General features: G+C 65.6%; 21 protein-coding genes. 11 read left to right on the top strand and 10 right to left on the bottom strand.

Going from position 1 to position 22,391, the window contains the following annotated elements:
* Positions 1-17: 17 nt before the first annotated feature.
* Positions 18-605, bottom strand: a complete 588-nt coding sequence (gene pdxH, locus OUZ49_RS01370; protein ID WP_266148116.1) for a pyridoxamine 5'-phosphate oxidase — start codon at positions 603-605, stop codon at positions 18-20.
* A gap of 40 nt (positions 606-645) precedes the next feature.
* On the opposite strand from pdxH, the gene OUZ49_RS01365 reads away from it, so the two are divergent.
* Positions 646-1,476 (top strand): kinase, encoded by an 831-nt coding sequence (locus tag OUZ49_RS01365; RefSeq protein ID WP_266148115.1) that lies wholly within the window; start codon positions 646-648, stop codon positions 1,474-1,476.
* A 13-nt stretch (positions 1,477-1,489) separates the two neighbouring features.
* Here the strand turns inward: OUZ49_RS01365 and OUZ49_RS01360 are convergent, their stop codons facing one another.
* Both OUZ49_RS01360 and OUZ49_RS01355 read right to left on the bottom strand, forming a co-directional pair.
* Positions 1,490-1,663, bottom strand: a complete 174-nt coding sequence (locus OUZ49_RS01360) for a heavy metal-binding domain-containing protein (RefSeq protein ID WP_266148114.1) — start codon at positions 1,661-1,663, stop codon at positions 1,490-1,492.
* Between the two features lie 109 nt (positions 1,664-1,772).
* Positions 1,773-2,612: an SDR family oxidoreductase gene (locus OUZ49_RS01355; RefSeq protein WP_266148113.1), complete on the bottom strand. Its 840-nt coding sequence runs from the start codon at positions 2,610-2,612 to the stop codon at positions 1,773-1,775.
* Between the two features lie 58 nt (positions 2,613-2,670).
* On the opposite strand from OUZ49_RS01355, the gene OUZ49_RS01350 reads away from it, so the two are divergent.
* The 5 genes from OUZ49_RS01350 to OUZ49_RS01330 all read left to right on the top strand — a co-directional run bounded on the left by OUZ49_RS01350 (position 2,671) and on the right by OUZ49_RS01330 (position 8,859).
* Positions 2,671-3,210 (top strand): shikimate kinase, encoded by a 540-nt coding sequence (locus OUZ49_RS01350; protein ID WP_266148112.1) that lies wholly within the window; start codon positions 2,671-2,673, stop codon positions 3,208-3,210.
* Entirely contained in the window at positions 3,207-4,310 is a 1,104-nt protein-coding gene (gene aroB, locus OUZ49_RS01345; RefSeq protein ID WP_266148111.1) for a 3-dehydroquinate synthase, read from the top strand. Before OUZ49_RS01350 ends, aroB begins: the two co-directional genes overlap by 4 nt.
* A 93-nt stretch (positions 4,311-4,403) precedes the next feature.
* A complete protein-coding gene (locus OUZ49_RS01340) occupies positions 4,404-4,664 on the top strand; it encodes a WGR domain-containing protein (protein ID WP_266148110.1) in 261 nt (86 codons plus the stop codon).
* Between the two features lies 1 nt (position 4,665).
* Positions 4,666-5,733, top strand: coding sequence for a uroporphyrinogen decarboxylase (hemE, locus tag OUZ49_RS01335; RefSeq protein WP_266148109.1), 1,068 nt, complete (start codon positions 4,666-4,668; stop codon positions 5,731-5,733).
* Positions 5,734-6,012: 279 nt separating this feature from the next.
* Positions 6,013-8,859 (top strand): valine--tRNA ligase, encoded by a 2,847-nt coding sequence (locus OUZ49_RS01330; RefSeq protein ID WP_266148108.1) that lies wholly within the window; start codon positions 6,013-6,015, stop codon positions 8,857-8,859.
* Positions 8,860-9,071: 212 nt separating this feature from the next.
* On the opposite strand, the gene OUZ49_RS01325 is transcribed toward OUZ49_RS01330, so the two are convergent.
* From OUZ49_RS01325 to pssA, 4 genes are all read right to left on the bottom strand, one after another.
* Entirely contained in the window at positions 9,072-10,121 is a 1,050-nt protein-coding gene (locus OUZ49_RS01325) for a TraB/GumN family protein (RefSeq protein WP_266148107.1), read from the bottom strand.
* Positions 10,122-10,545: 424 nt separating this feature from the next.
* Positions 10,546-11,016 carry a ribosomal protein S18-alanine N-acetyltransferase gene (rimI, locus tag OUZ49_RS01320; RefSeq protein ID WP_266148106.1) on the bottom strand — a complete coding sequence of 157 codons (471 nt, stop codon included), beginning with the start codon at positions 11,014-11,016 and terminating at the stop codon, positions 10,546-10,548.
* A 6-nt stretch (positions 11,017-11,022) separates the two neighbouring features.
* Positions 11,023-11,499 carry a hypothetical protein gene (locus OUZ49_RS01315; RefSeq protein WP_266148105.1) on the bottom strand — a complete coding sequence of 159 codons (477 nt, stop codon included), beginning with the start codon at positions 11,497-11,499 and terminating at the stop codon, positions 11,023-11,025.
* A 2-nt stretch (positions 11,500-11,501) separates the two neighbouring features.
* The gene (pssA, locus tag OUZ49_RS01310) at positions 11,502-12,272 is read right to left on the bottom strand and encodes a CDP-diacylglycerol--serine O-phosphatidyltransferase (protein WP_266148104.1); all 771 of its coding nucleotides are present in this window, start codon (positions 12,270-12,272) and stop codon (positions 11,502-11,504) included.
* A 106-nt stretch (positions 12,273-12,378) separates the two neighbouring features.
* On the opposite strand from pssA, the gene OUZ49_RS01305 reads away from it, so the two are divergent.
* From OUZ49_RS01305 to OUZ49_RS01295, 3 genes are all read left to right on the top strand, one after another.
* Entirely contained in the window at positions 12,379-12,804 is a 426-nt protein-coding gene (locus OUZ49_RS01305) for a DUF4124 domain-containing protein (RefSeq protein WP_266148103.1), read from the top strand.
* A 118-nt stretch (positions 12,805-12,922) separates the two neighbouring features.
* On the top strand, positions 12,923-14,620 hold the full coding sequence (locus OUZ49_RS01300; RefSeq protein ID WP_266148101.1) for a proline--tRNA ligase: 1,698 nt from the start codon (positions 12,923-12,925) through the stop codon (positions 14,618-14,620).
* A gap of 285 nt (positions 14,621-14,905) precedes the next feature.
* Positions 14,906-15,229 (top strand): H-NS histone family protein, encoded by a 324-nt coding sequence (locus OUZ49_RS01295; protein ID WP_266148100.1) that lies wholly within the window; start codon positions 14,906-14,908, stop codon positions 15,227-15,229.
* Between the two features lie 65 nt (positions 15,230-15,294).
* On the opposite strand, the gene OUZ49_RS01290 is transcribed toward OUZ49_RS01295, so the two are convergent.
* Positions 15,295-16,569, bottom strand: coding sequence for a threonine/serine exporter family protein (locus OUZ49_RS01290; protein ID WP_266148099.1), 1,275 nt, complete (start codon positions 16,567-16,569; stop codon positions 15,295-15,297).
* Between the two features lie 63 nt (positions 16,570-16,632).
* Between OUZ49_RS01290 and OUZ49_RS01285 the strand changes: the two genes are divergently transcribed.
* Positions 16,633-16,926: a hypothetical protein gene (locus OUZ49_RS01285; protein WP_266148098.1), complete on the top strand. Its 294-nt coding sequence runs from the start codon at positions 16,633-16,635 to the stop codon at positions 16,924-16,926.
* On the opposite strand, the gene OUZ49_RS01280 is transcribed toward OUZ49_RS01285, so the two are convergent.
* Positions 16,920-18,779, bottom strand: a complete 1,860-nt coding sequence (locus tag OUZ49_RS01280; protein ID WP_266148097.1) for a hypothetical protein — start codon at positions 18,777-18,779, stop codon at positions 16,920-16,922. The two genes, OUZ49_RS01285 and OUZ49_RS01280, sit on opposite strands and share 7 nt — an antisense overlap.
* Before the next feature lie 134 nt (positions 18,780-18,913).
* A complete protein-coding gene (locus OUZ49_RS01275) occupies positions 18,914-19,999 on the bottom strand; it encodes a hypothetical protein (RefSeq protein WP_266148096.1) in 1,086 nt (361 codons plus the stop codon).
* Between the two features lie 218 nt (positions 20,000-20,217).
* Between OUZ49_RS01275 and fusA the strand changes: the two genes are divergently transcribed.
* Positions 20,218-22,257, top strand: coding sequence for an elongation factor G (gene fusA, locus OUZ49_RS01270; RefSeq protein ID WP_266148095.1), 2,040 nt, complete (start codon positions 20,218-20,220; stop codon positions 22,255-22,257).
* Positions 22,258-22,391 lie beyond the last annotated feature (134 nt).

Genomic DNA, 22,391 nt, shown 5'->3' with positions numbered 1-22,391 from the left:
ATGGCTAGTGGGTACGCTCAAGGATAGAGCAGACGATGCGTCCAGGTCTGGCCGTGGCGGCTCCAGCGCACGCGGTCGTGCAACCGGAACTCCGCGCCGTACCAGAATTCCACCATGTCCGGCTCCACCACGTAGCCACCCCAGTGCGGGGGACGCGGCACGTCGCGGCCTTCGAATTCGTGCTCGTAGCGCTTGAAGCGCTGCTCGAAGGTGTCGCGATCGGGCAGCGTCTGCGACTGCAGCGAGGCCCAGGCGCCGATCTGGCTGGCGCGCGGGCGGGAGGCGAAGTAGGCATCCGACTCCTCCGCCAGCAACTTGCGCGCCACGCCTTCGACCCGCACCTGCACCACTTCGCGCAGTTGCTTCCAGTGGAAGCACAGGGCCACCTGGGCATGCGCCTCGAGCTGGCTGCCCTTGTCGCTCTCGTAGTTGGTATAAAAACGGAAGCCGCGTTCGTCGGCCCCCTTGAGCAGCACGATGCGCGAACTCACCCGTCCGGCCGCATCGACCGTCGCCAAATTCATGGCCGTAGGCTCGGGATCGCCTCCCGCCGCGGCCTCGTCCAACAGTTGCAGGAAGGTGTCAAGGATCTCTGGTTTCAACATGGGGTCTTGAATCGTGGCCGCAGCGCGCCATCATGGCCGAATGTCACCAGATGCTAGCACGCAGAATTCGACCCTGGCGGGACACCTGCTCGACCAGTACGCCGGTCGCATCGCCCGCGCCCGCCGCCCTTACCTGCTGGGCCTATCCGGCCTGCAGGGCAGCGGCAAGAGCACGCTCGCCCGGGAAATGAAGCTCCAGGCGGAATCTCGCGGCTGGCCGACGGAAGTGCTCTCGCTGGACGATTTCTACTACTCGCGCAGCGAACGGGAGCTGCTGGCGCAGCAGATCCATCCGCTGCTGCGAACCCGGGGCGTGCCCGGCACGCACGAGATCGAGCTGCTGCTGTCGGTGCTGGCCGCCTTGCCCCAGGCGTCGGAAAAATTGCCGGTGGACTACCCCCGCTTCGACAAGGGGCGTGACACGCGTGCCCCCCCTTCGCGCTGGCCACGCGTCACCCGGTCGCCGAAGCTGGTGATCCTGGAAGGCTGGGCACTGGGCGTGCGCCCGCAGATCCAGGCCGCGCTGGAAGAACCAGTCAACAGCCTGGAGCGCGACGAAGACCCGGATGGCCGCTGGCGCCATTGGGTCAACAAGCAGCTGCGTGGCTACCAGCCGCTATGGCGCAAGCTGGACGCCCTGATCGTGCTGCAGGCGCCGAACTGGGAAGTGGTGCGCCAGTGGCGCAGCGAGCAGGAAGAGGAATTGCTGGCGCGCCATGCCCCCTTGGCCATGGACGCCGAGACGATGCTGCGCTTCCTCGCCCATTTCGAACGCCTGAGCCGGCACGCCCTGGCCACCCTGCCCGCCTTGGCGGATACCTCGGTGGAATACGACGCCAATCGCCATGTGCTGGCGCTCAACCATAGTTGACCAGATCCATGGGTCAGCCTAGTGGCTTCACCATCACGGCCGTGCCATCGGCGAGCACATCGGTGACACCTTCGACCGCATCGCTGGCCTCATAACGCGTCGCGACGACCGCATGGGCACCGTGCTCGGCGGCGTGGCGCAGCATCAGCTCGAAGGTCTCTCCACGGGTGTGCCCCCACAACGCCATATGGACGAGATGTAGCCACCCAACTGGTGCTGGAACCACTATACGTCGGCGAAACCGGTCGTCCGGCTTCCGGAGGCCCGAAGTCAGGCGGATTCTGGACAGCCGGGATCTACCCCACGCCGCTCAGCAAGGCAGCATACCCCTCGCGCGCATCGGGCCAGCGCGGCACGAAACCGCTGGAGCGAAGGCGCGCATTGCTGAGGCGCTTGCTGCCTACGCCAGCCGGTGCCGCACCCTCACCAGGAAGAGCCACGCCCGCCGCCCGCGCCAGGTGGTCGTAAAGCACGGCAAGCGGCAGCGGCGTGTCATCGACTCCGAGGTAGAGCGACATCGGCTCAGGCAAGCTCAGGAGATGCACGATGGCCGCCGCGGCATCGTCAACGTGGATACGATTGGCCCAGTGCGGCAGCTCGCGCGGCACCCGCACCGCGCCACCACGCAGGCGCTCGATGAGTTCGAGACGGCCCGGGCCATACAAGCCGGCCAGACGCAGCACGATCGGCAATACCGGCTGCGCCGCCAACCATTGCTCGGCCTCGAGCAACACCTTGCCATTGAAGCTCGGTGGATCTGGCGGCGTCTGCTCGTCCACCCATCCATCGCCATGATCGCCGTAAACCGCGCTGGATGACACGAACAGCACGCGCTCGAGCGTGTTGGAATCGAGTGCGGCAAGCAGATGGCGCAAGCCATCGACGAAGACCGCACGATAAGCGGCCGGGTCGCGTGCATCAGGCGTCGGCAAGTAGACCAGCTGGGTGATCCCATCGGGCAAGTCGCGCAAGGTCCCGGGCTGGGTAAGGTCACCCTGCAGCCAGTGGATGCCGCTGCTTTCAGGCGGCGCGTTCCGGCGGCGCAAGGCCCATACCTGGTCGCCGCGCGCCAGCAATTGCTCCGCCACGCGCAGGCCAACATCGCCGCAACCGGCAATCAGTACACGCCCGCTCAAGTGGGCCACCGCGTTGGCGCGACCCGTTTTGCGGTCCCGCGCCTGCTAGCATTTGCGCATGAATCCATCGTGCAACCTGTTTATCGTCGGACCGACCGGCGCCGGGAAGACGTCCATCGGACGTCGGCTGGCCGAGCATTATGGTCTGAACTTCGTCGATCTCGACCAGGAAATCGAACGCCAGTGTGGCGTACCGGTGAGCACCGTGTTCGAGATCGAGGGCGAGGTCGGCTTCCGCCAGCGCGAAAGCCAGCTGCTCGAGGAATGCAGCCGTCGGCGCGGCGTCGTATTGGCTACGGGCGCGGGCGCCGTGCTGGATCCGGCGAACCGCCGCCTGCTGGCCGAACGCGGCTACGTGCTGTGGCTGCAAGCCACGCTCGAACTGCAACTGGAACGCCTCGCGCAGGATCGCCAGCGCCCCCTGCTCGCCGGCGGCGATCGCGCCACGCGGCTGCAAGCGATGGCGCAACAGCGCACGCCTCTCTATCAGGAAATCGCCGACCTGGTGATTCCTGGCGTACACGAACAGGTACATGCTGCGAGCGCGCGCAGCATTCTTTTGATCGATCAATCCTGGCAGCGTCAGCAGGCCGCATGAGCACACACATCGACACCCATCCCCGCACCATCGACGTCGCGCTGGGTACGCGCAGTTATCCCGTCTGGATAGGCCCGGGCCTGCTGGCTGACCATGCGCGCTGGCGGACCGCCTTGCGCGGGCGCCATGCGCTGGTGATCAGCAATACCACGGTGGCGCCGCTCTATCTCGATCGCGTGGCCGAGGGACTGGATGGCCTGCATTGGTCATCGTTCCAGCTTGACGACGGCGAGACGCACAAGACGTTCGCGAATGTCGGCCGCGCACTGGAAGCACTGGCCCAGCTGGGCGCCACGCGCGATGCCTGCGTGGTTGCGCTAGGCGGCGGCGTGGTGGGCGATCTGGCCGGCTTCAGCGCCGCCTGCTGGATGCGCGGCATCGACTTCATCCAGATGCCGACCACCTTGCTCGCCATGGTCGACTCCTCGGTGGGCGGCAAGACCGGCGTCAATCTTCCCGCCGGCAAGAACCTGGTCGGCGCCTTCCACCAGCCACGCGCCGTGGTGGCCGACACCAGCACGCTGGCGACACTGCCCGATCGCGAATATCGCGCCGGTCTCGCCGAGGTGGTGAAAGGCGCTGCGATCGGCGACCCGACGTTCTTCGCCTGGCTGGAACAGCATGCCGCCGCCTTGAGTGCGCGCGATGAAGCGCCACTCATTGAAGCCATTGCGCGCAAGGTCAGCTACAAGGCCGGGGTGGTGGCGCGCGACGAAACCGAACAGGGCGAGCGGGCCCTGCTCAATCTCGGTCACACCTTTGGCCATGCGCTGGAAACCGCCGGCAAATACAGCCTGCTGTTGCATGGTGAAGGCGTCGCCATCGGCATGCTGCTGGCAGCCCAGCTGTCGGAGCGACTGGGCCTGAGCGAAGCCGCGGACAGCGCGCGCCTGCACCGCCTGCTCGCCGCCGTTGGACTGCCCACGGCGATTCCGGTGGGCCTGGATCCGCAGCAGCTGCTGGCGTTGATGCGGCTGGACAAGAAGAACCTCGCCGGCACGCTGCGCCTGATCCTGTGGCGCGGCATTGGTCGCGCGGAGATCGTCGGCGGCGTCGACGAAAAAGCGGTACTCGCCGTGCTGGAAGCAGCCTGCCGCTGAGCCCTGCGACCACGCCGCGCTCGCTACCGGGCGCGGCGCCTTCTAGAATGCGGCTTCCGTGGCACGCTGCCTGCCTATTCGACATCGGTATCCATGCGCCTTTACCTGCAAGCCATGCCCGCCAGCACCGAGGCACCGCGCTATGTCCAGATCGCGCTGGAACAAGACCTGCTGGGTGGCTGGACGCTGTATCGCGAAACCGGTGTCCAGGGCGGCAAGGCCACGCTCAAGCGCGAGCAGTTCCTCGAACGCGACGACGCCATCGCCGCCTTCGAGAAGGCGCGCGACGCCCAGCTCAAACGCGGCTTCCGCGTGATGTTCAGCCAGGGGCTGGAAGGCCCGTACGGACACTGAAATGACTGAAGTTCTGAAGAACGACCGCTTCCTGCGCGCCCTGCGCCGGGAGGCCACCGACACGACGCCGATCTGGGTCATGCGCCAGGCCGGTCGCTACCTGCCCGAATACCGCGCCACCCGCGCCCGCGCCGGCAGCTTCATGGCGCTGGCGCAGAATCCGGAACTGGCCTGCGAAGTGACGTTGCAGCCGCTGGAGCGCTTCGAGCTGGATGCGGCCATCCTGTTTTCGGACATCCTCACCATCCCCGACGCGATGGGCCTGGGCCTGAGCTTCGCCCAGGGCGAGGGTCCGCAGTTCGCGCACCCGGTGCGCAGCAAGGCCGATATCGACAAGCTCAGCGTGCCGGATATGGAAGGCGAGCTGCGCTATGTGATGGACGCCGTGCGCTTGATCCGCCGCGAGCTGCATGGCCGCGTGCCGCTGATCGGCTTCTCCGGCAGCCCGTGGACGCTGGCCTGCTACATGGTCGAGGGCCACGGTTCGCGCGATTTCGCCACGCTGAAGGCGATGTGCTGGAACGAGCCGGCCCTGGCCCACCAGCTGCTCGACACGCTGGCTCAGTCCGTCGCCGCTTATCTGATCGCCCAGGCCGCCGCTGGCGCCCAGGCGCTGATGGTGTTCGACACCTGGGGCGGCCTACTCGGCCCGGCCGCGTTCCGCGAATTCTCGCTGCGCTACATGGCCCGGGTGATGGAGGTGCTGAAGGCCGATCCGCACAGCCGCGAGCTACCCGTAATCCTGTTCTCCAAGGGCGCCGGCCAGCACCTGTCCCACCTGGCCGACACCGGCTGCGCCGGCCTGGGCGTGGACTGGACCATGGACCTGGCCGACGCCCGCCAGGCCGTCGCCGGCCGCGTGGCCCTGCAGGGCAACCTCGACCCCGCCGTGCTGCGCGCCAGCCCGGAGATCATCCGCCGCGAGGCGCGCCGGGTGCTGGACAGCTACGGCAACCACCCCGGCCACGTCTTCAACCTCGGCCACGGCATCACCCCGGAAGTGGATCCCGAGCACGTCAAGGTGCTGGTGGATGAAGTCCATGCCTACGGCCGCCAGCTACGCGGCTAACCCGCTTGACTCCCTCTCCCCTGCGGGCGACCCGAAGGTAGTCCCTGTGGGAGAGAGGGCTGGGGTGAGGGGGCGGGTGCTCGCGACAGCCTCTCTACTAGTCACAGAGCCGGCGCGAGCGCAAACGGCCCGGCAAGCCCCGCCCCCTCATCCCAACCTTCTCCCCAAAGGGGAGAAGGAGAAGAGCGCTTTTTGGCACCTCAAGCCCCCCACCCGTACAATCGACTCTTTGACGCCTATCCCCACGCGCCGAACCCGGCGCGCAATCGCGAGCCCCCGATGGAAAAGAGTTTCGAGCCCAGCCAGATCGAGTCGACGTGGTATGCCCGCTGGGAAGCCAGTGGCGACTTCAAGCCCTCCGGTCATGGCGAGCCGTACTGCATCCTGCTGCCGCCGCCGAACGTCACCGGCACGCTGCACATGGGCCATGCGTTCCAGCAAACCGTGATGGACATGCTGGTGCGCTACCAGCGCATGCGTGGCATGAACACGCTGTGGCAGGTCGGCACCGACCACGCCGGCATCGCCACGCAGAAGATCGTGGAAAACCAGCTCGCCACGAGCGACCAGACGCGTCATGACCTGGGTCGCGAAGCGTTCGTCGAGCGCGTGTGGAAGTGGAAGGAAGAATCCGGCTCCACCATCACCAACCAGATGCGCCGCATCGGCGCCGCCGCCGACTGGTCGCGCGAGCGTTTCACCATGGACGAGGGACTCTCGGCCGCGGTGCGCAAGGTGTTCGTGGAGTGGTATCGCGCGGGCCTGATCTACCGCGGCAACCGCCTGGTCAACTGGGATCCGCTGCTGGGCACGGCCGTGTCCGACCTGGAAGTGAACAACGTGGAGCGCGACGGCCATATGTGGTCGATCCGCTATCCCAGCAGCGACGGCAGCACCAGCCTGGTGGTCGCCACCACGCGTCCGGAGACCATGCTCGGCGACGTCGCCGTGGCGGTGCATCCGGAAGACGAGCGCTATGCACAGCTGATCGGCAAGACGCTGACCTTGCCGCTGAGCGGCCGCGAAATCCCGGTGATCGGCGACGACTACGTCGATCGCGAATTCGGCACCGGCTGCGTGAAGATCACGCCGGCCCACGACTTCAACGACTACGCCATCGGCCAGCGCCACCACCTCGCACCGATCAGCATTTTCACGCTCGACGCCAAGGTCAACGAGAACGCGCCTGCCAGGTACCAGGGCCTGGATCGCTTCGAGGCGCGCAAGCGCGTGCTGGCCGATCTGGAAGCCGAAGGCCTGCTGGTCGAAACCAAGCCGCACAAGTTGCAGGTGCCGGTGAGCCAGCGTTCCGACGCGGTGATCGAGCCGATGCTCACCGACCAGTGGTTCCTCGATCTCACCACCGACGAACTGCCCGAAGGTCGCGCCAAGCCGGCGGGAACTATCGGCGGGCGCAAGGCGATTACCGAGCCCGCGCTCGACGCGGTGCGTTCGGGCGAGATCAAGTTCGTGCCGGAAAACTGGAGCACCACCTATACGCAGTGGCTGGACAACATCCAGGACTGGTGCATCAGCCGCCAGCTTTGGTGGGGCCATCGCATCCCGGCGTGGTACGACGAGGCCGGCAACATCTTCGTGGGCGAGGATGAAGCCGATGCCCGCGCGCATGCCGGCGTCGCTCCGGTCGGCGCCCTGCGCCAGGACGACGACGTGCTCGACACCTGGTTCAGCTCGGCGCTGTGGCCGTTCTCCACGCTCGGCTGGCCGGCCAATGGCCCGGTGAAGAACGAGCGCGGCGAGATCGTGGCCGACTGGCAGCACGACAAGATCTTCCTGCCCAGCGCGGTGCTGGTCACCGGCTTCGACATCATCTTCTTCTGGGTCGCCCGCATGGTGATGGCGACCAAGTACTTCACCGGCCTGGTGCCATTCCGCGAGGTCTATATCAACGCCATCGTGCGTGATGCGGAAGGCCAGAAGATGTCCAAGTCCAAGGGCAATACGCTGGACCCGCTGGACCTGATCGACGGCATCGAGCTGGAGCCGCTGGTGGAGAAGTCCACCAAGTCGCTGCTGATCCCGCAGGTGCGCGAGAAGGTGGAAAAGCGCATCCGCAAGGATTACCCGAACGGCATTCCCGCCATCGGCACCGATGCGCTGCGCTTCACCTTCGCAGCGCTGGCCAGCTATAGCCGCACCATCAATTTCGACATCAAGCGCGCGGAAGGCTACAAGGCGTTCTGCAACAAGCTGTGGAACGCCGCGCGCTTCGTGCTGATGAACCTGCCCGAAGGCCAGCTGCCGGCTCCCGCCGGCGCACCGGCGACGGAAGCGGAGCGCTGGATCCTGACCCGCCTCAAGCAGACTTTGCTCGACGTGGAGCAGCATTTCGCCAGCTACCGCTTCGACCTGCTGGCGCAGGCGCTGTACGAGTTCACCTGGAACGAGTTCTGCGACTGGTTCCTGGAGCTGTCCAAGCCGGCATTGAATGGCGACGACGCACGCGCGGCTGCCTCCACCCGCCACACCCTGGTCGTGGTGCTGGAAACCGTGCTGCGCGCGCTGCATCCAATCGTGCCCTTCATCAGCGAGGAAATCTGGCAGTCGGTCGCACCGAAGCTCGGCCTCAGCGAAGGCGGCCTGATGCAGCGTCCGTGGCCGCGCGCCGACGAGATCGTGGCGGACGAAGCCGCCACCGCTGAAATCGAATGGTTCAAAAACGTGCTGAGCGGCATCCGTCGCATCCGCGCCGAAATGAATATCGCGCCAGGCAAGACCATCCCCCTGCTGTTCGCCGACGGCGATGCAACGGATCGCGCTCGCGCCGCGAAGTTTGCGGCCCAGATTAGCTTCCTCGCCCGCGTCGACGCGCCGCAGTGGATCGAGCCTGGTGCAGACGAACCGGCGGCCGCCGCGGCCGTGGTCGGCTCGCTGCGCGTGCTGATTCCGCTGGCCGGCCTGATCGACCTCGGCGCCGAGAAAACCCGCCTGGCCAAGGAAATCGCCCGCATCGAGGGCGAGATCAAGAAGTGCGAAGGCAAGCTCGGCAACGCCAACTTCGTGGCGAACGCGCCAGCCGAGGTCGTGACTCAGGAGCGCCAGCGCATCGCCGACTGGGGCGTCCAGCTCAATGCGCTGCGCGAGCAGGCGCAGAAGCTGGGCTGAGCGGCTTTGCTCCCTCTCCCCTTTGGGGAGAGGGCTGGGGTGAGGGGCCAATCTTGCCTCGAGGCTAACTTGGAGCCGGCGTCTTAGCCGCTCTTCCCCGTGCCCCCGCCCTCTACCCCCTTTTTGGGCCTCATCCCAACCTTCTCCCGAAAGGGGAGAAGGAGCCAAGGGCTAGGCCGGCGCCAAATCCAACGCCAGGCACCCTTGTGAACTCATTGACCGGCATTCGATTCAGTGAGGGATTCCGGCGACTCGACCGTATAGCCGCGACTCTCCAGCGCCTTGAGGTAGCCATTGCCGGCCACCATCAAGTCCATGGGTAGCAAGGCCACCGATTGGGGGGCCTCCTTCAGCGCGGCCTCCGCGGCCTTGACCCATGCCTGTTGGATTTGATTGGATATATCGGTCATACCTATGGTTTTTGCGAAGCTCGTGCTGCCGATGGCGGACAGACATGCGTCCTGCTGTCTGGCAGACAGCACTTTGCTCAGCGTCTGTAGGTCACCAGTCGCCCATGCGTTCGCCCGTTCGGTCGCCTGCAAAAAGTCCTGGTCTATCGCGTCGAGTATGCCGCGGAGGCACTGCTGATCATCGATGGACGCCTTCTTGAACTGCCTTGCCGCTTGGTTCGGGTTATCCAGCATCAAGACATAGAGTGTGTCCGTGACCGCTACCTTGCTTCGTTTTGCGGCGGCATAGACGACCCGCTCTACCGTTCGGTTGTCGGTAAGACCCGATTGACTGAGCGCCGCGCTATACAGCTTTTTTCCCGCAAATGACGGCCGCAGACGATCGACACTCCCGTTGTTCTGAAGGTACTTGTTCTTTTGGACGAGCCAACGGTTATACAGCTCGGGCGGGAGCGCCTGTTGCAGCGTCTGGCCATCGGGGAGCTTCTCCAGGCCCATCATCGAAGGGATGAGGGACAACCGGCCCCACAGACCTACGTTCGCACCGATACCCATCCCCGGCGGCTTGAGCACTTGCTGGGACGAGGCAATCAGCTGCTCGACCTTGGAGGACTCCCACTGCATGTCTTTCGGCAGCGGAGACGTGATGCCAAGCACCCACATGACGTGACCGTCCCTGCTGACTTTCCAAAGCGCGGGACCGGGCAGAACGCCGGAAACCACGACAGGCGCCAACGTGACGGCGGTGCCTGGTGAAGGGCGTTGCGGAGCCGTCTGCGCGAATGTGCCGAGGGTGGCCAACATGGCCAAGGGGAGTACTGCAAAGCTGCGAAAGCGACTTGCTGTCTGCATGGGCTTCCCTACAAGCTTACGGAACCTGACGCGGCGCGATTAACCTTGCTGGAAGTCCGGGCTACGTTGCCCTGGATGAAGACATCACGGCGCGCGCGTATTCATCCTGACCATGCGAAGCGCTTGAATCCGCGCATCACTCGGGGAACGCGAGATGGCCAACGTTACGTCACCTGGTTCATGTGGGGGTACCCATGTAACGCCTGCATTATCTGTAGGGTTTTACCCAACCGGCTGTCGGCAATGATTCAGGTCATGGCCTTTCGTTGGCCAAGATGCCAGCCGGCCGGACGGGTACGCATGAGACGGTCGCCGACGGTGGAAGCCGCTGCCAAATCGCAAGCTATCGCGTCTATTTCCACGGCTCGGCGATGAGACCGTCTACGCATCTTGATGCGTGCCCGGTAAGAGGAGGGAGACGGAGTTACGCCGGCGACAAATCCAACGCCATCACAATGGCGTCCTCGCGCCCCTGCCTGGCCGGGTAGTACTTGGGTCGGCGACCGATTTCGCCAAAGCCCATCGATTCATAGAGCTTCTGCGCAATCGGATTGGACGGCCGAACTTCGAGGAACACGCGCGTAGCGCCGTTCCAGCGGGCGATATCGAGCAGTCGTCGCATCAGCAGCCGACCCAGGCCTAGCCCGCGGTGCCCGGGACCCACGCACACGTTTAGCACATGGGCTTCGCCTGCGGCGACGGACAGCACCCCGTAACCCCCTGCCTCGCCGTCGACCCACATCACCCAGCAGGGATGACCGGCCTTCAGACAGTCGCTGAAAATGCCCTGTGACCACGGGAAGTCGTAGGACGCGGCCTCCATCGCTGCGACGAGGGGCAGGTCTTCGCGCCGCATGGCGCGGATCTCGACATGGGGACGGGCCACCGCGACCATGCTCGATCACTCCATGGGTGCGGCCAGGGCACGCCGCAGGCTGCGCAGCGCGTTCCACAGGCGACGCTTGCCGGCCGCCGAGGCCAGGATGCCGGCCGGTTCGTCGGCCAGCACGATATGCGCCCGGCTCAGCGTCGCGGCAGGCAGCTCACGACCCAGCGCATGCGCCTGTGCTTCGCCAAACACCAGATAGGCGCGAGCCTCCGGCGCTGCAGGCAACTGGCCCTTGCTCACTTCGATGCGTGGCGCGCGCGCCACGGTCGCACCACTGGTCATCAAGGCGCGCCCGAGCAGATCCAGTTCGCGCTGCGAGCATCCCGCCGGCAACAGCACCACGCATTCGCCCGACGATACGGCGGCGGGCGTCACCTCGGCGGTTGCAGTAACGATTTCGGGCGGCAGGCGACGCACCCACGGCGTCACACCCAGGGCACGCAGCACGCGCGCACGGTGGGCCGAGGAGACCGGTGCCAGCGCGGCCATGCTCAAGCCGCCCCGCGACGCCGGCGGCGGGTCGCCCGACCCCACAGGGTCATGACCGGCCCGGACAGCAGGTACAGCGTGAACACCACGAACAGCACCCGCGGCGGATCCACGAAGAACGGCACCAGGATCAGCACGCCGATGATGATCCACAGGAACGGCACGCGATCGCCCATCGGCAGCGACTTGAAGCTGTAGTAGCGGAAGCGGCTCACCATCAGCAGGCCGACCACCACGGCCATCACCATGGTGACGAAACACACCTCTTCGCCGAGGATGCCGAACTTGTCCATGCTCCAGACAAAGGACATGCACACCGCAGCCGCAGCCGGACTGGCCAGGCCCTGGAAATAGCGCTTGTCGATCACCGCCACCTGGGTATTGAAGCGAGCCAGGCGCAAGGCGGCGCAAGCGGCGTAGATGAAGGCGGCGGCCCAACCGATCTTGCCCCAGGTCGGACCGAAGTCCCTCAGCGTGGACAGCGACCACGTGTACATGACCAGGGCCGGCGCCAAGCCGAAGCTGACCAGATCGGACAGCGAGTCGTATTGCACGCCGAACTCGGTCTGCGTGCCGGTCAGGCGGGCCACCCGGCCGTCCATGCCGTCCAGCAATGCGGCCACGAACACGGCAATGGCGGCCGAGCTGAAGTCGCCACCGATGCTTACGACGATCGCGTAGAAGCCGGCGAACATGGCGCCAGTGGTGAACAGGTTCGGCAGCAGGTAAATGCCCCTATGACGCGGGGGGCGGACTGGCGTACTGTCGCTCATGAATCAATCCGTGACGGAATGCGCGCAGTGTAAACCATCCGCCGCTTGAGTCCGGTCGAAGGGGGTTGTTAACTTGTGCACCTTGTCCAAAGCCTTGGAGAACCCGATGCGCCGCCTGCTGATCGCCGCCGCGTTACTGCTCGTTGCGCCCCTGGTTGCCGCCCAGGCCTATAAGTGGACGGACGCCAGCGGCACCGTGCATTACTCCGACGCTCCCCCGCCGCAGGGCACCAACTACAAGAAGGTCACCACCACGGGTACGGTGGAACCGTTGGCTCAGCCCGCGCCTAAGGCCAACCCGGAGGGTGAGGGTGAATCGAGCGCGAAGCCTTCGACCCAGCCCGTAGCCGATACCCCGGAGAACCGGGCCAAGCTGTGCACCTCGCTGAAAAGCAACCTTGAGACCCTCAAGGGCAGCGCCCCCGTGGTCATGGACGAGGGCGGCCAGCAGAAGGTGATGAGCGCCGACCAGCGCAAACAGCAGCAAGCCAGTTCCGAGGCCCAGTACCAGCAGTACTGCTCGGGCGGCTGAGCCAGCCAACGATTCCCGGAAATTCGGGCCCTCGACACCATTCGAGTGGCCCGAATCCGCTGAGTCGGCATCGCGGATCGCTATAATCGGCCTCTTTTAACCCGCCGGATCCGCTCGCATGCGCCTTAGCCAGTTCCACTTGGCCACCGTCAAGGAAGTCCCCGCCGACGCCGAAATCGCCAGCCACCGGCTGATGCTGCGTGCCGGCATGATCCGCAAGCTCGCCTCCGGCCTGTACACCTGGTCGCCGCTGGGCCTGCGCGTACTGCGCAAGGTGGAACAGGTCGTGCGCGAGGAAATGAACCGCGCCGGCGCCATCGAGATGCTGATGCCTTCCGTGCAGCCCAGGGAGCTGTGGGAAGAAACCGGCCGCTGGGAGAAATTCGGCGGCCAGTTGCTGAAGATCAAGGATCGCAAGGAGCAGGAGTTCTGCTACGGCCCCACGCACGAGGAAGTCATCACCGACTTCGCGCGCAACGAGCTGAAAAGCTACAAGCAGCTGCCGCTCAACTTCTATCAGATCCAGACCAAGTTCCGCGACGAGATCCGTCCGCGCTTCGGCGTGATGCGCGCGCGCGAGTTCCTGATGAAGGACGCCTACTCCTTCCATCTCACGCCTGATTCGCTGGCCGAAACCTACGACGTGATGTACCAGGCCTACTCGCGCATCTTCACCCGCCTGGGCCTGAAGTTCCGCGCCGTGCAGGCCGACACCGGCGCCATCGGCGGCAACGCCAGCCATGAGTTCCAGGTCCTGGCCGACTCGGGCGAAGACGCCATCGCGTTTTCCGACGGCTCCGACTACGCGGCCAATATCGAAAAGGCCGAGGCGCTGGCGCCGGCCATCGAGCGCCCCGCCCCGACGGCCGCCCTGCAGCGCGTGGACACGCCCACGCAGAAAACCATCGACGAAGTGGCTGCGTTCCTCAAGGTTTCGCCGCAGCAGTGCGTGAAGACCATCCTGGTGCGCGGCGGCGAAGGGCTGGTCGCACTGTGCGTGCGTGGCGACCATGAGGTCAACGAAGTTAAGGCCGGCAACCTGGCCGAACTGCCGGGTGCGTCGGAACTGGCCAGCGAGGAAGAGATCCTTGCACTGACCGGCACCCGCCCTGGCTTCCTCGGCCCCGTCGGCCTGCCCGCCTCGGTGCCGGTCATCGTCGATCGCAGCGCCGCCGTGCTCGCCGATTTCGTCTGCGGCGGCAATCAGGATGGCACCCATTACACCGGCGCCAACTGGGACCGCGATGCGCGCATCACGCGCGTCGAGGACATCCGCAAGGTGGTCGAAGGTGACGCCTCGCCGGATGGCCACGGCAACCTGCGGATCGCGCGCGGCATCGAAGTGGGCCACGTCTTCCAGCTCGGCCAGAAGTACGCCGAGGCACTCAGGGCCACCGTGCTGGACGAAAACGGCAAGGCCCAAGTCATGTACATGGGCTGCTACGGCATTGGCGTCAGCCGTATCGTCGCCGCGGCGATCGAGCAGCGCCACGATGACGCCGGCATGATCTGGCCCGAAGCCATGGCGCCGTGGCGCATTGCCGTGTGCGTGATCAATCCCAAGAACTCGCCGGACATCACCCAGGCCGCTGATGCGCTTTATAAGCAGCTGAATGAGCGCGGCATTGAAGCCGTGCTGGACGACCGTGGCCTTCGCCCCGGCGCGATGTTCGCCGACATGGAATTAATCGGTATTCCCCATCGCGTCGTTATCAGCGAACGCGGCATGGCCGCCGGCACGCTGGAATACCGCGCGCGCGATGCCGCGGAAAGCCGCGCCATTACGCAGGACGAGCTGCTCTCCCTGCTGGGCTAAGCCAACCGCTACAAGATCCATGAAAACGGCCGCCATTCGCGGCCGTTTTTATTTACGTCAGCGTCGGCCACCGGCCATGGTGAACTTTCTTGAATACCCGAAATCCATGTATTTCTCCATTCAATGCAGATTCATTGCTAATGGGGCCAGTAAAAATGGTTTCGCCGATTGACCGCGCTTTGCAATTGCAATGCACATGTTGGAGAATCAAAAATCATTCGAAGACGCATCGTCCCATATCGGCGATGCCCATTTATCGCCAATACTCACCGCCGGGAGTTGCTCATGGCAGTTGATATCAAGAATCTCAATCACAATCAGCTCAATGAGCTGATCAGCAAGGCTCAGCTGCGCCAGAATGAACTGCGCAAGGAAAAGGTCGCCAAGCTGCGTGAAAAGATTCACGCGCTGATCAAGGCCGAGGGCTACGCATTCGAGGATATCTTCGGCACCGGCCGCGCCAAGACCCGTCGCAGTGGTGGCACGGTGGCGCCAAAATACCGCAATCCCGCCGATCCGGAGCAGACCTGGTCCGGCCGCGGCAAGCGTCCGCGCTGGTTCAATGACGCGCTGAAGGCTGGCAAGAAGGAAAAGGACCTGGCGATCTGATTGCCGCACTTCACCGATTATGAAAACGCCGGCCTTGCGCCGGCGTTTTTTATTCCGCCTGCAATTCAGAGCGAGCGGCGCGGAGCAATCAGGAGATCTCCAAACAACAACCCCGCCACCAGTGCAATCAACAAGGTGATCAACAACATCGTCGTATCCATGCCCAGGCTGGTGTCACGTTCCAGCAAATAGGACGCGCTGCGGTAGCCGACACTGCCTGGCACCAGCAAGATAATCCCGGGTTCTCGTATGACCGCGCCCGGGCGATGCACGAAGCGCGCATACAGGTTGGCCAGACTGCTCAGCGTCAGGCCACCTAGGAATACGCCAAACGGCGCCGCGGGGATATTTCCCGCAAACGCACCGCCCCAGCGCGTCACCAGATAACCGAGCACCACCGCCGCCATCACTACCAGCCAGTCGCGTCGCGCTGCGCGAAACGAAATGGCAAACGCAAAGGCGCCCATCAACAGGGCCGGGTAATCCGTCCACGGCGGCAGTGGCGGCAAGGCATAGTCGCGTCCCACCACACCGAGCGCGCTGCACAGCTGGGTGCCTGCCACGGTACCGAAGGTCAGCTTGATCAGCGTCGCAATGGCTCCGCCCATGCGCGCCACACCGGCCACCAGGTGCTGGCTGGAAATCTCGCGCACGGCGGTGGTGAGCGCCATGCCTGGCATCAGGACGATCAGGCCAGCCAGGATCACCGACTTGATCGCCAGCGGCACCACGAACTGGCTGACCATGATGGCAATGACGGTGGCCACCATGGCGCTGATCGCCTCGCTCGCCACCGCCAGGCGAGGTCGTGTCGCCGACAGCACGGTAATGACGCCGATAATCAGGCCGATGGACGCCGCCGCCAGCAGATCCGCCCACGAGCTGTGCAGCAGCAAGGCCACCACGGTGGCCGCCGCCAGCCCGTAGCTGGCGATCACGCCGGCCTGTGCGCGGCGCGTATCCGGACGACCCAGTTCCCGCAGCAGCCGAAAACCTTCGCGTAGCTCCATGTCACCGGCAATCACCTTGTCGGCGATGGCGTCGGCATCGCACAGGCGCGCCAGGTTCACGTCACCCGGCGCCAGGCGCATGACCTGGGTGACCTGGGCCACATCCTGCTCGCTCTGCGCCAGATCGGTAAACGAGATGATGATCGCGGTCGGACTGGACCAGACATCGGCAATCAGCCCAAGCCGCTGCGCCGATCCGGCGATGGCCCCCTCGAGGCGTGGCGCCGCCGTGCCGTACTGATGAAGACGGCGCGCCAGCTCCAGCAGGAAGGCAATGCGCGTATTCAGGGGCGCCATGGCAAGCGGGGTGACGACGACGGACGGCGTCATCGCGCGAGGATTCGCATGAAGTGTGCAGGGCTTGGCATGGATAGGTGCGATGTCGGAGTGGCCATGGGCGGATGGTTAGTAAAGCTGATTTGGATGGCCATTGTTAGGCTTGCCGACGCTTTTGCGCAGCGTTTCGCTGCGTCATCCCGGCGGCGCTCGATCGTCGCATGGGGGCGGGCGGAGATCACATCGAAGCAAGTCGACCAGCTCTGCAATCGCCATGCCCCTGCGGCCTTCGCAGAGAAGCACGAGAGGCGGTGGCTAAATGACCTCGCCATTTGGTCGTACCTCGCGGTGACGATGAACAACAACGTGATGCACCTGAATCCCGCCAACCAACCGCCATCGCCTCAGTGAAACTGATCACTCGCGGGCACCCAGGTACTGCCCGCCCGCGCCGGCGCCGGATTCACCGCAGGTGGATCCACTTCGCACCCTGGCGGCAGCGGCCCGCCGCCCACCCGCGCCGCGGCGCACTGCGCGCTGTTGTCCAGCTTGGCCGTGGCGATCACTGGTGCTGCCTGGGTGGCTGCCGGTGCCGGCGTTACCAGCGGATTGCTCGGTGCAAGCTTCATGCGTTGGTAGACGACGTCGTCCACCGGCTTCGGCGGCGGATCGCCATTGCCACAACCGAACAAGGCCATCGGGAACAACGGCATCACCACGCACTCGACGCGCACGCCACGCGGCAAGTGGAAGGTATGCCGCATGGTGGTTTTTTCCACTGCATGGCGCAGCGCCGTATCGATCGAGCTCTCACCCTCCGGCGTCCAGTCCTTCTCGAAACGCGTCGACTCGTAGCCGATGTTGGGCGTGCCATGCGACATGATTTCGGTATTGCCGTGAGGCTTGAGCTGGACATAGGTGCCCGTGGGCCCGCCGGACTCGTTCTGACCTTGCTGCCCTGCTTGTCCCTGGCCATTGCCCTGGCCAGGGGGCACCGACAGATTCAATCCGTTCTTGCCAGCCACGGCGGGTGACTGGTTCACGCCGCTGGGCTGTCCGGGCGTCCCCGCGCTACTGCCCTGTGGCGTGGCGTTGGGTGCACTGCTGGCGCCCTGCTGGCCCGCCGACTTGCTGCTCTCGCTGCTGGCGGTGCTTTCCTGGGCGGCCGCCGCGCTTGGCGATGGCGCTGCCGAGGGTGTCGAGGCGGGAGCCGCGCTTGCCGGGCTCGGTGCGGCGGAGGGTTGCTCAGTGGAGATCTGCGGGCGTTCGATTGCCGGCGTGTTCTCCAGCGCGATCGCTTTGGGCGCGGCCGTCTCAAGGCGCGGCGCCTGCGGTCGTTCCAGGCTCGGCTGCGGGTTCGGCGGCAGCGGGACCGCTTCGAGTTCGGGCTCCGCCACCTGGATGGCGGGCGCCTGGATCTGCGGGCGCTCGCGCGACACCACCGGCGTGACGGTACTGGGCTCAGGTTGCAGGTTGACCGTCGGGGCGGGCTGGGCCGGTATCGGCACGGCCTGCGTCTCCGGCTCAGGCGGCGCAGCGGGCTGCTCCGGCCGTGCCACGGCCGCCACGCTGGGCGGCGTATTTGCCGGCGCCGCCTTCTCCATGGCGACGGTGGGCGCCTCCACCACGGGTGCCGATTGCGGCGGGATCTCGGGTATCGCCAGCGACGCCGGCGGCGGTACCGGCTCGTTGCCTTCCAGTTGCGGCTTGCGCACGGGCTCGGGCTGGAACTTCGGCGGCACCGGCAGCGACACCGGCGGCGTCTCCAGCGCAACCTGCGGCGGCTGGGCCGCCGTCGGCACCGGCTGCAGCTCTTTCGTGGCTGCCGGCTTGGGCACGGTGACCGGCGGCAACGGCGCGGCGGTGATTTCCGGTTTTGGCCCGGTCGGCTTCGCGGCCGTGGCAATCACCGGTATCTCCAGCGCCGGTACGGGTACCGGCGAGATGTCGTTGTTGGTGCGCGTTGCCGGCGTGCTGCGCTTCACCGTGCGCGGCGCGTTCGCGGCGTTTCCGCGATGGATCGGCCCTACCTGCCTGGGTGGCGTGCCACGCACAGGCGGGGGCGGTGGTGGCTCTTCCTGCTTTTTCTCGATCAACCGGACTTGCAGCGCCGTGGTGGATGCTTCGTTGGGCTCTTCCTGCTCATAGGCCGGACCCAGGATCACACCGACCAGAAACACCAGGTGGACGACGAGCGCCCCTACCAGGGCCAGGATGCGCAACCAGCGATCGCGCGGTCGCTCGGCTCGCCGGCGGCGATACACGGCACCGCCCTCCGCCGCTGACTTGGGCGACGGAAGCGACACAGTCAGCCGGGCGGAGGATTCCCTGTCCATGGGGCAAGTGTAGCCGGCGACCCGGGCTATCTGAGAAGCCCCCGCGCATCGCCTGCCAATGGCTATCCGCCGCTCTGCTCCGCCGGGTGTGCTGCGCGTTCACGCAGCTCGGCATCGACGGACCGCGTAGGCGTATCGACGGGGCAGCCCTGCGGCAAAGGTTTGTCGGCACGGTAGATGGCAATGCACTCGTCCACGCTCGGCGGGGGCGGCGTCGACGTGCTCGGGGCCAGCGCACTGGCGGGCGCCATGTTGAGGCGCATGTCGGCACTCTTGGACGACGGCGGGGGCGGCGGATCGCCGCCGCAACCACCCGCCAGCGCAGCAAACGAGATCGCACAGTGGATGCGCACGCCAGGCGCGATGTGGAAGGTCTTCTTCACGGTCGTGCTGTCCACGGCACGCTGCAACGCATCGTCGACGCTGCTGCCGCCGTGGGAGAAGCCCTCCTCGAAGCGCGTCGGCTTGTAGGTGATCGGGCTCGCGTGCTGCATCACCTTGGCATCGCCTTGCGGCATCCGCTGCACGTAGCCAGGTGCCTCGGCAGCAGCGGCACTGCTGGCGGACGGCAACGGCGGCTGTGGCGACGCCTCGTAAGGCTGGGGTGCCGGCGCCGGTGCGGGCGCCGGCGCAGCCGGGGGCATGCTCACGGTCATCGCGCTTTTGGCCGGCGCCTCGTGTACCGGAGGTGGCTTCACGACCTCATGCGGCATGGCGACGATCGGGGCCGGCGGTGGCGGCAGTGCCAGCGGGGCCAGCTCGGTGGTGGGGCGAATGGCGGGGCGCGGGATCAGGCGAACCTGCAGGGCGTGGTCGCGCCGATAAGCCACCGCCGACAGGTTGTGCAGGCGCAGCTCGTGCCAGGTAAGCAGCCCGAACAGGCCATGCAGCAGCAACACCAGGCCCAAGGCCACCCCTTGGCGTCGCCGGTTTGGCGGCGCCTTGCGCCAGCGCAACTGGTGCAACAGTGCGCGGGTGGGGCCATCGAGTGGGGCCAGCCCGCGCTTCAGGGGGTCGGGCGACGTCCAGCGATGATGTTCGACCTGCTCGGTGTGCTCGATGACGAGTCCCTTCCGTCTTGCATAGGAAAAACCGCGCTGCCTGCTTCCTTCAGGCTGCGCGAGGGGGAGACTGATGCTGACAAGCAAGCCGGTGCTTCGGTTCCCTGCCCCGCAGTGCAACTTGACCCCGCGCGGCATTGGCTCAAGGCTATGCAAACGGTTCCCACCACCGTACCCGCCATGACCGCCCCCGCGTCCCGCACGCCTGGACGACCATGACGGCCCGCCATCGTCAGTCGCTTGTGCGGCTTCGTGCGGCGCCCATCGTCGGCACGATCCCGCGCCCTGCAAAGGAGGGTCGCATCGTGTCGTACAACACGGAAAATATCCGCAACATCGCACTCACCGGCCATGCTGGTGCCGGCAAGACCAGCCTGTTCGAGGCCCTGCTGCATGCCGGCGGTGTGATCCAGGCGCAGGGCTCGGTTGAAAAAGGCACCACCCAATCGGATACCGACAGCCAGGAAAAGGCGCGCGGCCACTCCATCGACAGCGCCATCGCCAGCGTTCCCTACGGCGGCAGCCACATCAACCTGATCGATACGGCCGGCTATACGGACTTCCGCGGCCCGACGCTTTCCTCGTTTGCCGCCGCCGAAACCATCGCCGTCGTGGTCAATGCCATCAACGGTATCGAATACGGCACGCGACGCATGCTGGAGCGCGCCGCGCAACGTCGCCTTGCGCGCGTCATCGTCGTCAACAAGATCGATTTCGAAGGCGCCAAGCTCGGCGCGCTGGTCGACGCACTGCGCGAGGAATTCGGCACGCAATGCCTGCCGGTAAACCTGCCATGCCTGGGCGGCAAGCATGTGCTGGATTGCTTCTTCCACGACAAGGGCACCACGGATTTCTCCTCCCTGGCCGAAGCGCACCAGCGCATTCTCGATCAGGTGGTGGAAATCAACGAAGCGGTAATGGGGCACTACCTCGATTCGGGCGAGGGCGACCTCAGCCCGCAGGAACTGCACGACGCTTTCGAACAATGCCTGCGGGAAGGTCACCTGATTCCCATCTGTTTCATCAGCGCGCGCACCGGCGCTGGCGTGAAGGAGTTTCTCGAACTCGCCGAGCGACTGCTGCCCAACCCCGCCGAAGGGAATCCGCCGCCCTTCGTCAATGGTGAAGGCGAACGCATCACGGTCAATGCCGATCCCGCCCAGCACGTGATCGCCGACGTCTTCAAGATCGTCAACGACCCTTTCGTCGGCAAGCTCGGCGTGTTTCGCGTATGGCAGGGCACGATTCGCCGCGACACCCAGTTGTACATTGACGACAACAAGAAGCCGTTCAAAGTTGGGCACCTGTTTCGCCTGCGCGGCAAGACGCATGAAGAGATCGAGCGGGCGATTCCCGGCGATATCGCCGCGATCGCCAAGGTGGAGGAAATCCACTTCGACGCCGTGCTGCACGACTCGCATGACGAAGACAGCATCCGTCTCTCGCCGATGCAGTTCCCGCAGCCGATGTTCGGGCTGGCGCTGGAACCCAAGCACAAGGGGCAGGAGCAGAAGTTGTCGCAAGCACTGGCGCGCCTGTCCGAAGAGGACCCGTGCTTTCGCATGGAACATCACAAGGAACTCAACGAAACCGTGGTGCGCGGCCTGTCCGACCTGCATCTGAAAGTGATGCTCGAACGCATGAAGGAACGCTATGGCGTGGAGGTCACCACCCACCCGCCGCGCATCGCCTATCGCGAAACAATTGCCGGCCACGCGGAAGGCCATCATCGCCACAAGAAGCAGACCGGTGGCGCGGGCCAGTTCGGTGAAGTATTTCTGCGCGTGGAGCCGCTCGACCGTGGCGCCGGCTTCGAGTTTGTCGATGCGGTGAAAGGCGGCGTGATTCCCGGCCAGTTCCTGCCGGCCATCGAGAAAGGCGTGCGCCAGGCGCTGGAAACCGGCGCCGTCGCCGGCTTCCCGATCCAGGACCTGCGCGTGACCGTGTACGACGGCAAGTACCATCCGGTGGACTCCAAGGAAGTGGCCTTCGTCAGTGCGGGAAAGAAGGCGTTCCTCGATGCCGTCGGCAAGGCGCGCCCGATCGTGCTCGAGCCGATCGTGGACGTCGAAGTGGCGATTCCCGAAGCCAGCGTGGGCGATGTGACCGGCGGCCTCGCCGGCAAACGCGCGCGCATCCTTGGCACCGATTCGCTGCGCGGCGGCGAGCTGGTCATCAAGGCCCAGGCACCGCTCGCCGAACTCACCGACTACCCCACCGAGCTGAAGGCCATGACCGGCGGCCGCGGCCGCTACAGCCTGGACCTGAGCCACTACGAGCCGGTGCCGCCACCGGTGCAAAAGCAGCTCACCGAGGCCTGGAAGCCGCACGTGGAAGACGACTGATCCTGAGCGGCTCGATGACGTGCGCGGCAGCAGCCGCGCACGTCGCCGAGACCTGCGTGGCGCTTGATGCGCGGCGGTATCGCCGCCATGTGAATCAACAGAACATGCGCCGGCGCACCCGGCGCCGGAGGCAT

Origin of the sequence: Dyella halodurans (assembly GCF_026283925.1) — a bacterium.
Taxonomy (GTDB): domain Bacteria; phylum Pseudomonadota; class Gammaproteobacteria; order Xanthomonadales; family Rhodanobacteraceae; genus Dyella; species Dyella halodurans.
Note: the sequence above shows the minus strand (reverse complement) of the source record. Positions and strands in the feature narration are given on the sequence as shown.

Bases quoted from the DNA above. Each gene is read 5' to 3' on its own strand.
- pdxH (WP_266148116.1), bottom strand. From the start codon at position 605: ATGTTGAAACCAGAGATCCTTGACACCTTCCTGCAACTGTTGGACGAG.
- OUZ49_RS01365 (WP_266148115.1), top strand. From the start codon at position 646: ATGTCACCAGATGCTAGCACGCAGAATTCGACCCTGGCGGGACACCTG.
- OUZ49_RS01360 (WP_266148114.1), bottom strand. From the start codon at position 1,663: ATGGCGTTGTGGGGGCACACCCGTGGAGAGACCTTCGAGCTGATGCTG.
- OUZ49_RS01350 (WP_266148112.1), top strand. From the start codon at position 2,671: ATGAATCCATCGTGCAACCTGTTTATCGTCGGACCGACCGGCGCCGGG.
- aroB (WP_266148111.1), top strand. From the start codon at position 3,207: ATGAGCACACACATCGACACCCATCCCCGCACCATCGACGTCGCGCTG.
- OUZ49_RS01340 (WP_266148110.1), top strand. From the start codon at position 4,404: ATGCGCCTTTACCTGCAAGCCATGCCCGCCAGCACCGAGGCACCGCGC.
- hemE (WP_266148109.1), top strand. From the start codon at position 4,666: ATGACTGAAGTTCTGAAGAACGACCGCTTCCTGCGCGCCCTGCGCCGG.
- OUZ49_RS01330 (WP_266148108.1), top strand. From the start codon at position 6,013: ATGGAAAAGAGTTTCGAGCCCAGCCAGATCGAGTCGACGTGGTATGCC.
- OUZ49_RS01325 (WP_266148107.1), bottom strand. From the start codon at position 10,121: ATGCAGACAGCAAGTCGCTTTCGCAGCTTTGCAGTACTCCCCTTGGCC.
- rimI (WP_266148106.1), bottom strand. From the start codon at position 11,016: ATGGTCGCGGTGGCCCGTCCCCATGTCGAGATCCGCGCCATGCGGCGC.
- OUZ49_RS01315 (WP_266148105.1), bottom strand. From the start codon at position 11,499: ATGGCCGCGCTGGCACCGGTCTCCTCGGCCCACCGTGCGCGCGTGCTG.
- pssA (WP_266148104.1), bottom strand. From the start codon at position 12,272: ATGAGCGACAGTACGCCAGTCCGCCCCCCGCGTCATAGGGGCATTTAC.
- OUZ49_RS01305 (WP_266148103.1), top strand. From the start codon at position 12,379: ATGCGCCGCCTGCTGATCGCCGCCGCGTTACTGCTCGTTGCGCCCCTG.
- OUZ49_RS01300 (WP_266148101.1), top strand. From the start codon at position 12,923: ATGCGCCTTAGCCAGTTCCACTTGGCCACCGTCAAGGAAGTCCCCGCC.
- OUZ49_RS01295 (WP_266148100.1), top strand. From the start codon at position 14,906: ATGGCAGTTGATATCAAGAATCTCAATCACAATCAGCTCAATGAGCTG.
- OUZ49_RS01290 (WP_266148099.1), bottom strand. From the start codon at position 16,569: ATGACGCCGTCCGTCGTCGTCACCCCGCTTGCCATGGCGCCCCTGAAT.
- OUZ49_RS01285 (WP_266148098.1), top strand. From the start codon at position 16,633: ATGGGCGGATGGTTAGTAAAGCTGATTTGGATGGCCATTGTTAGGCTT.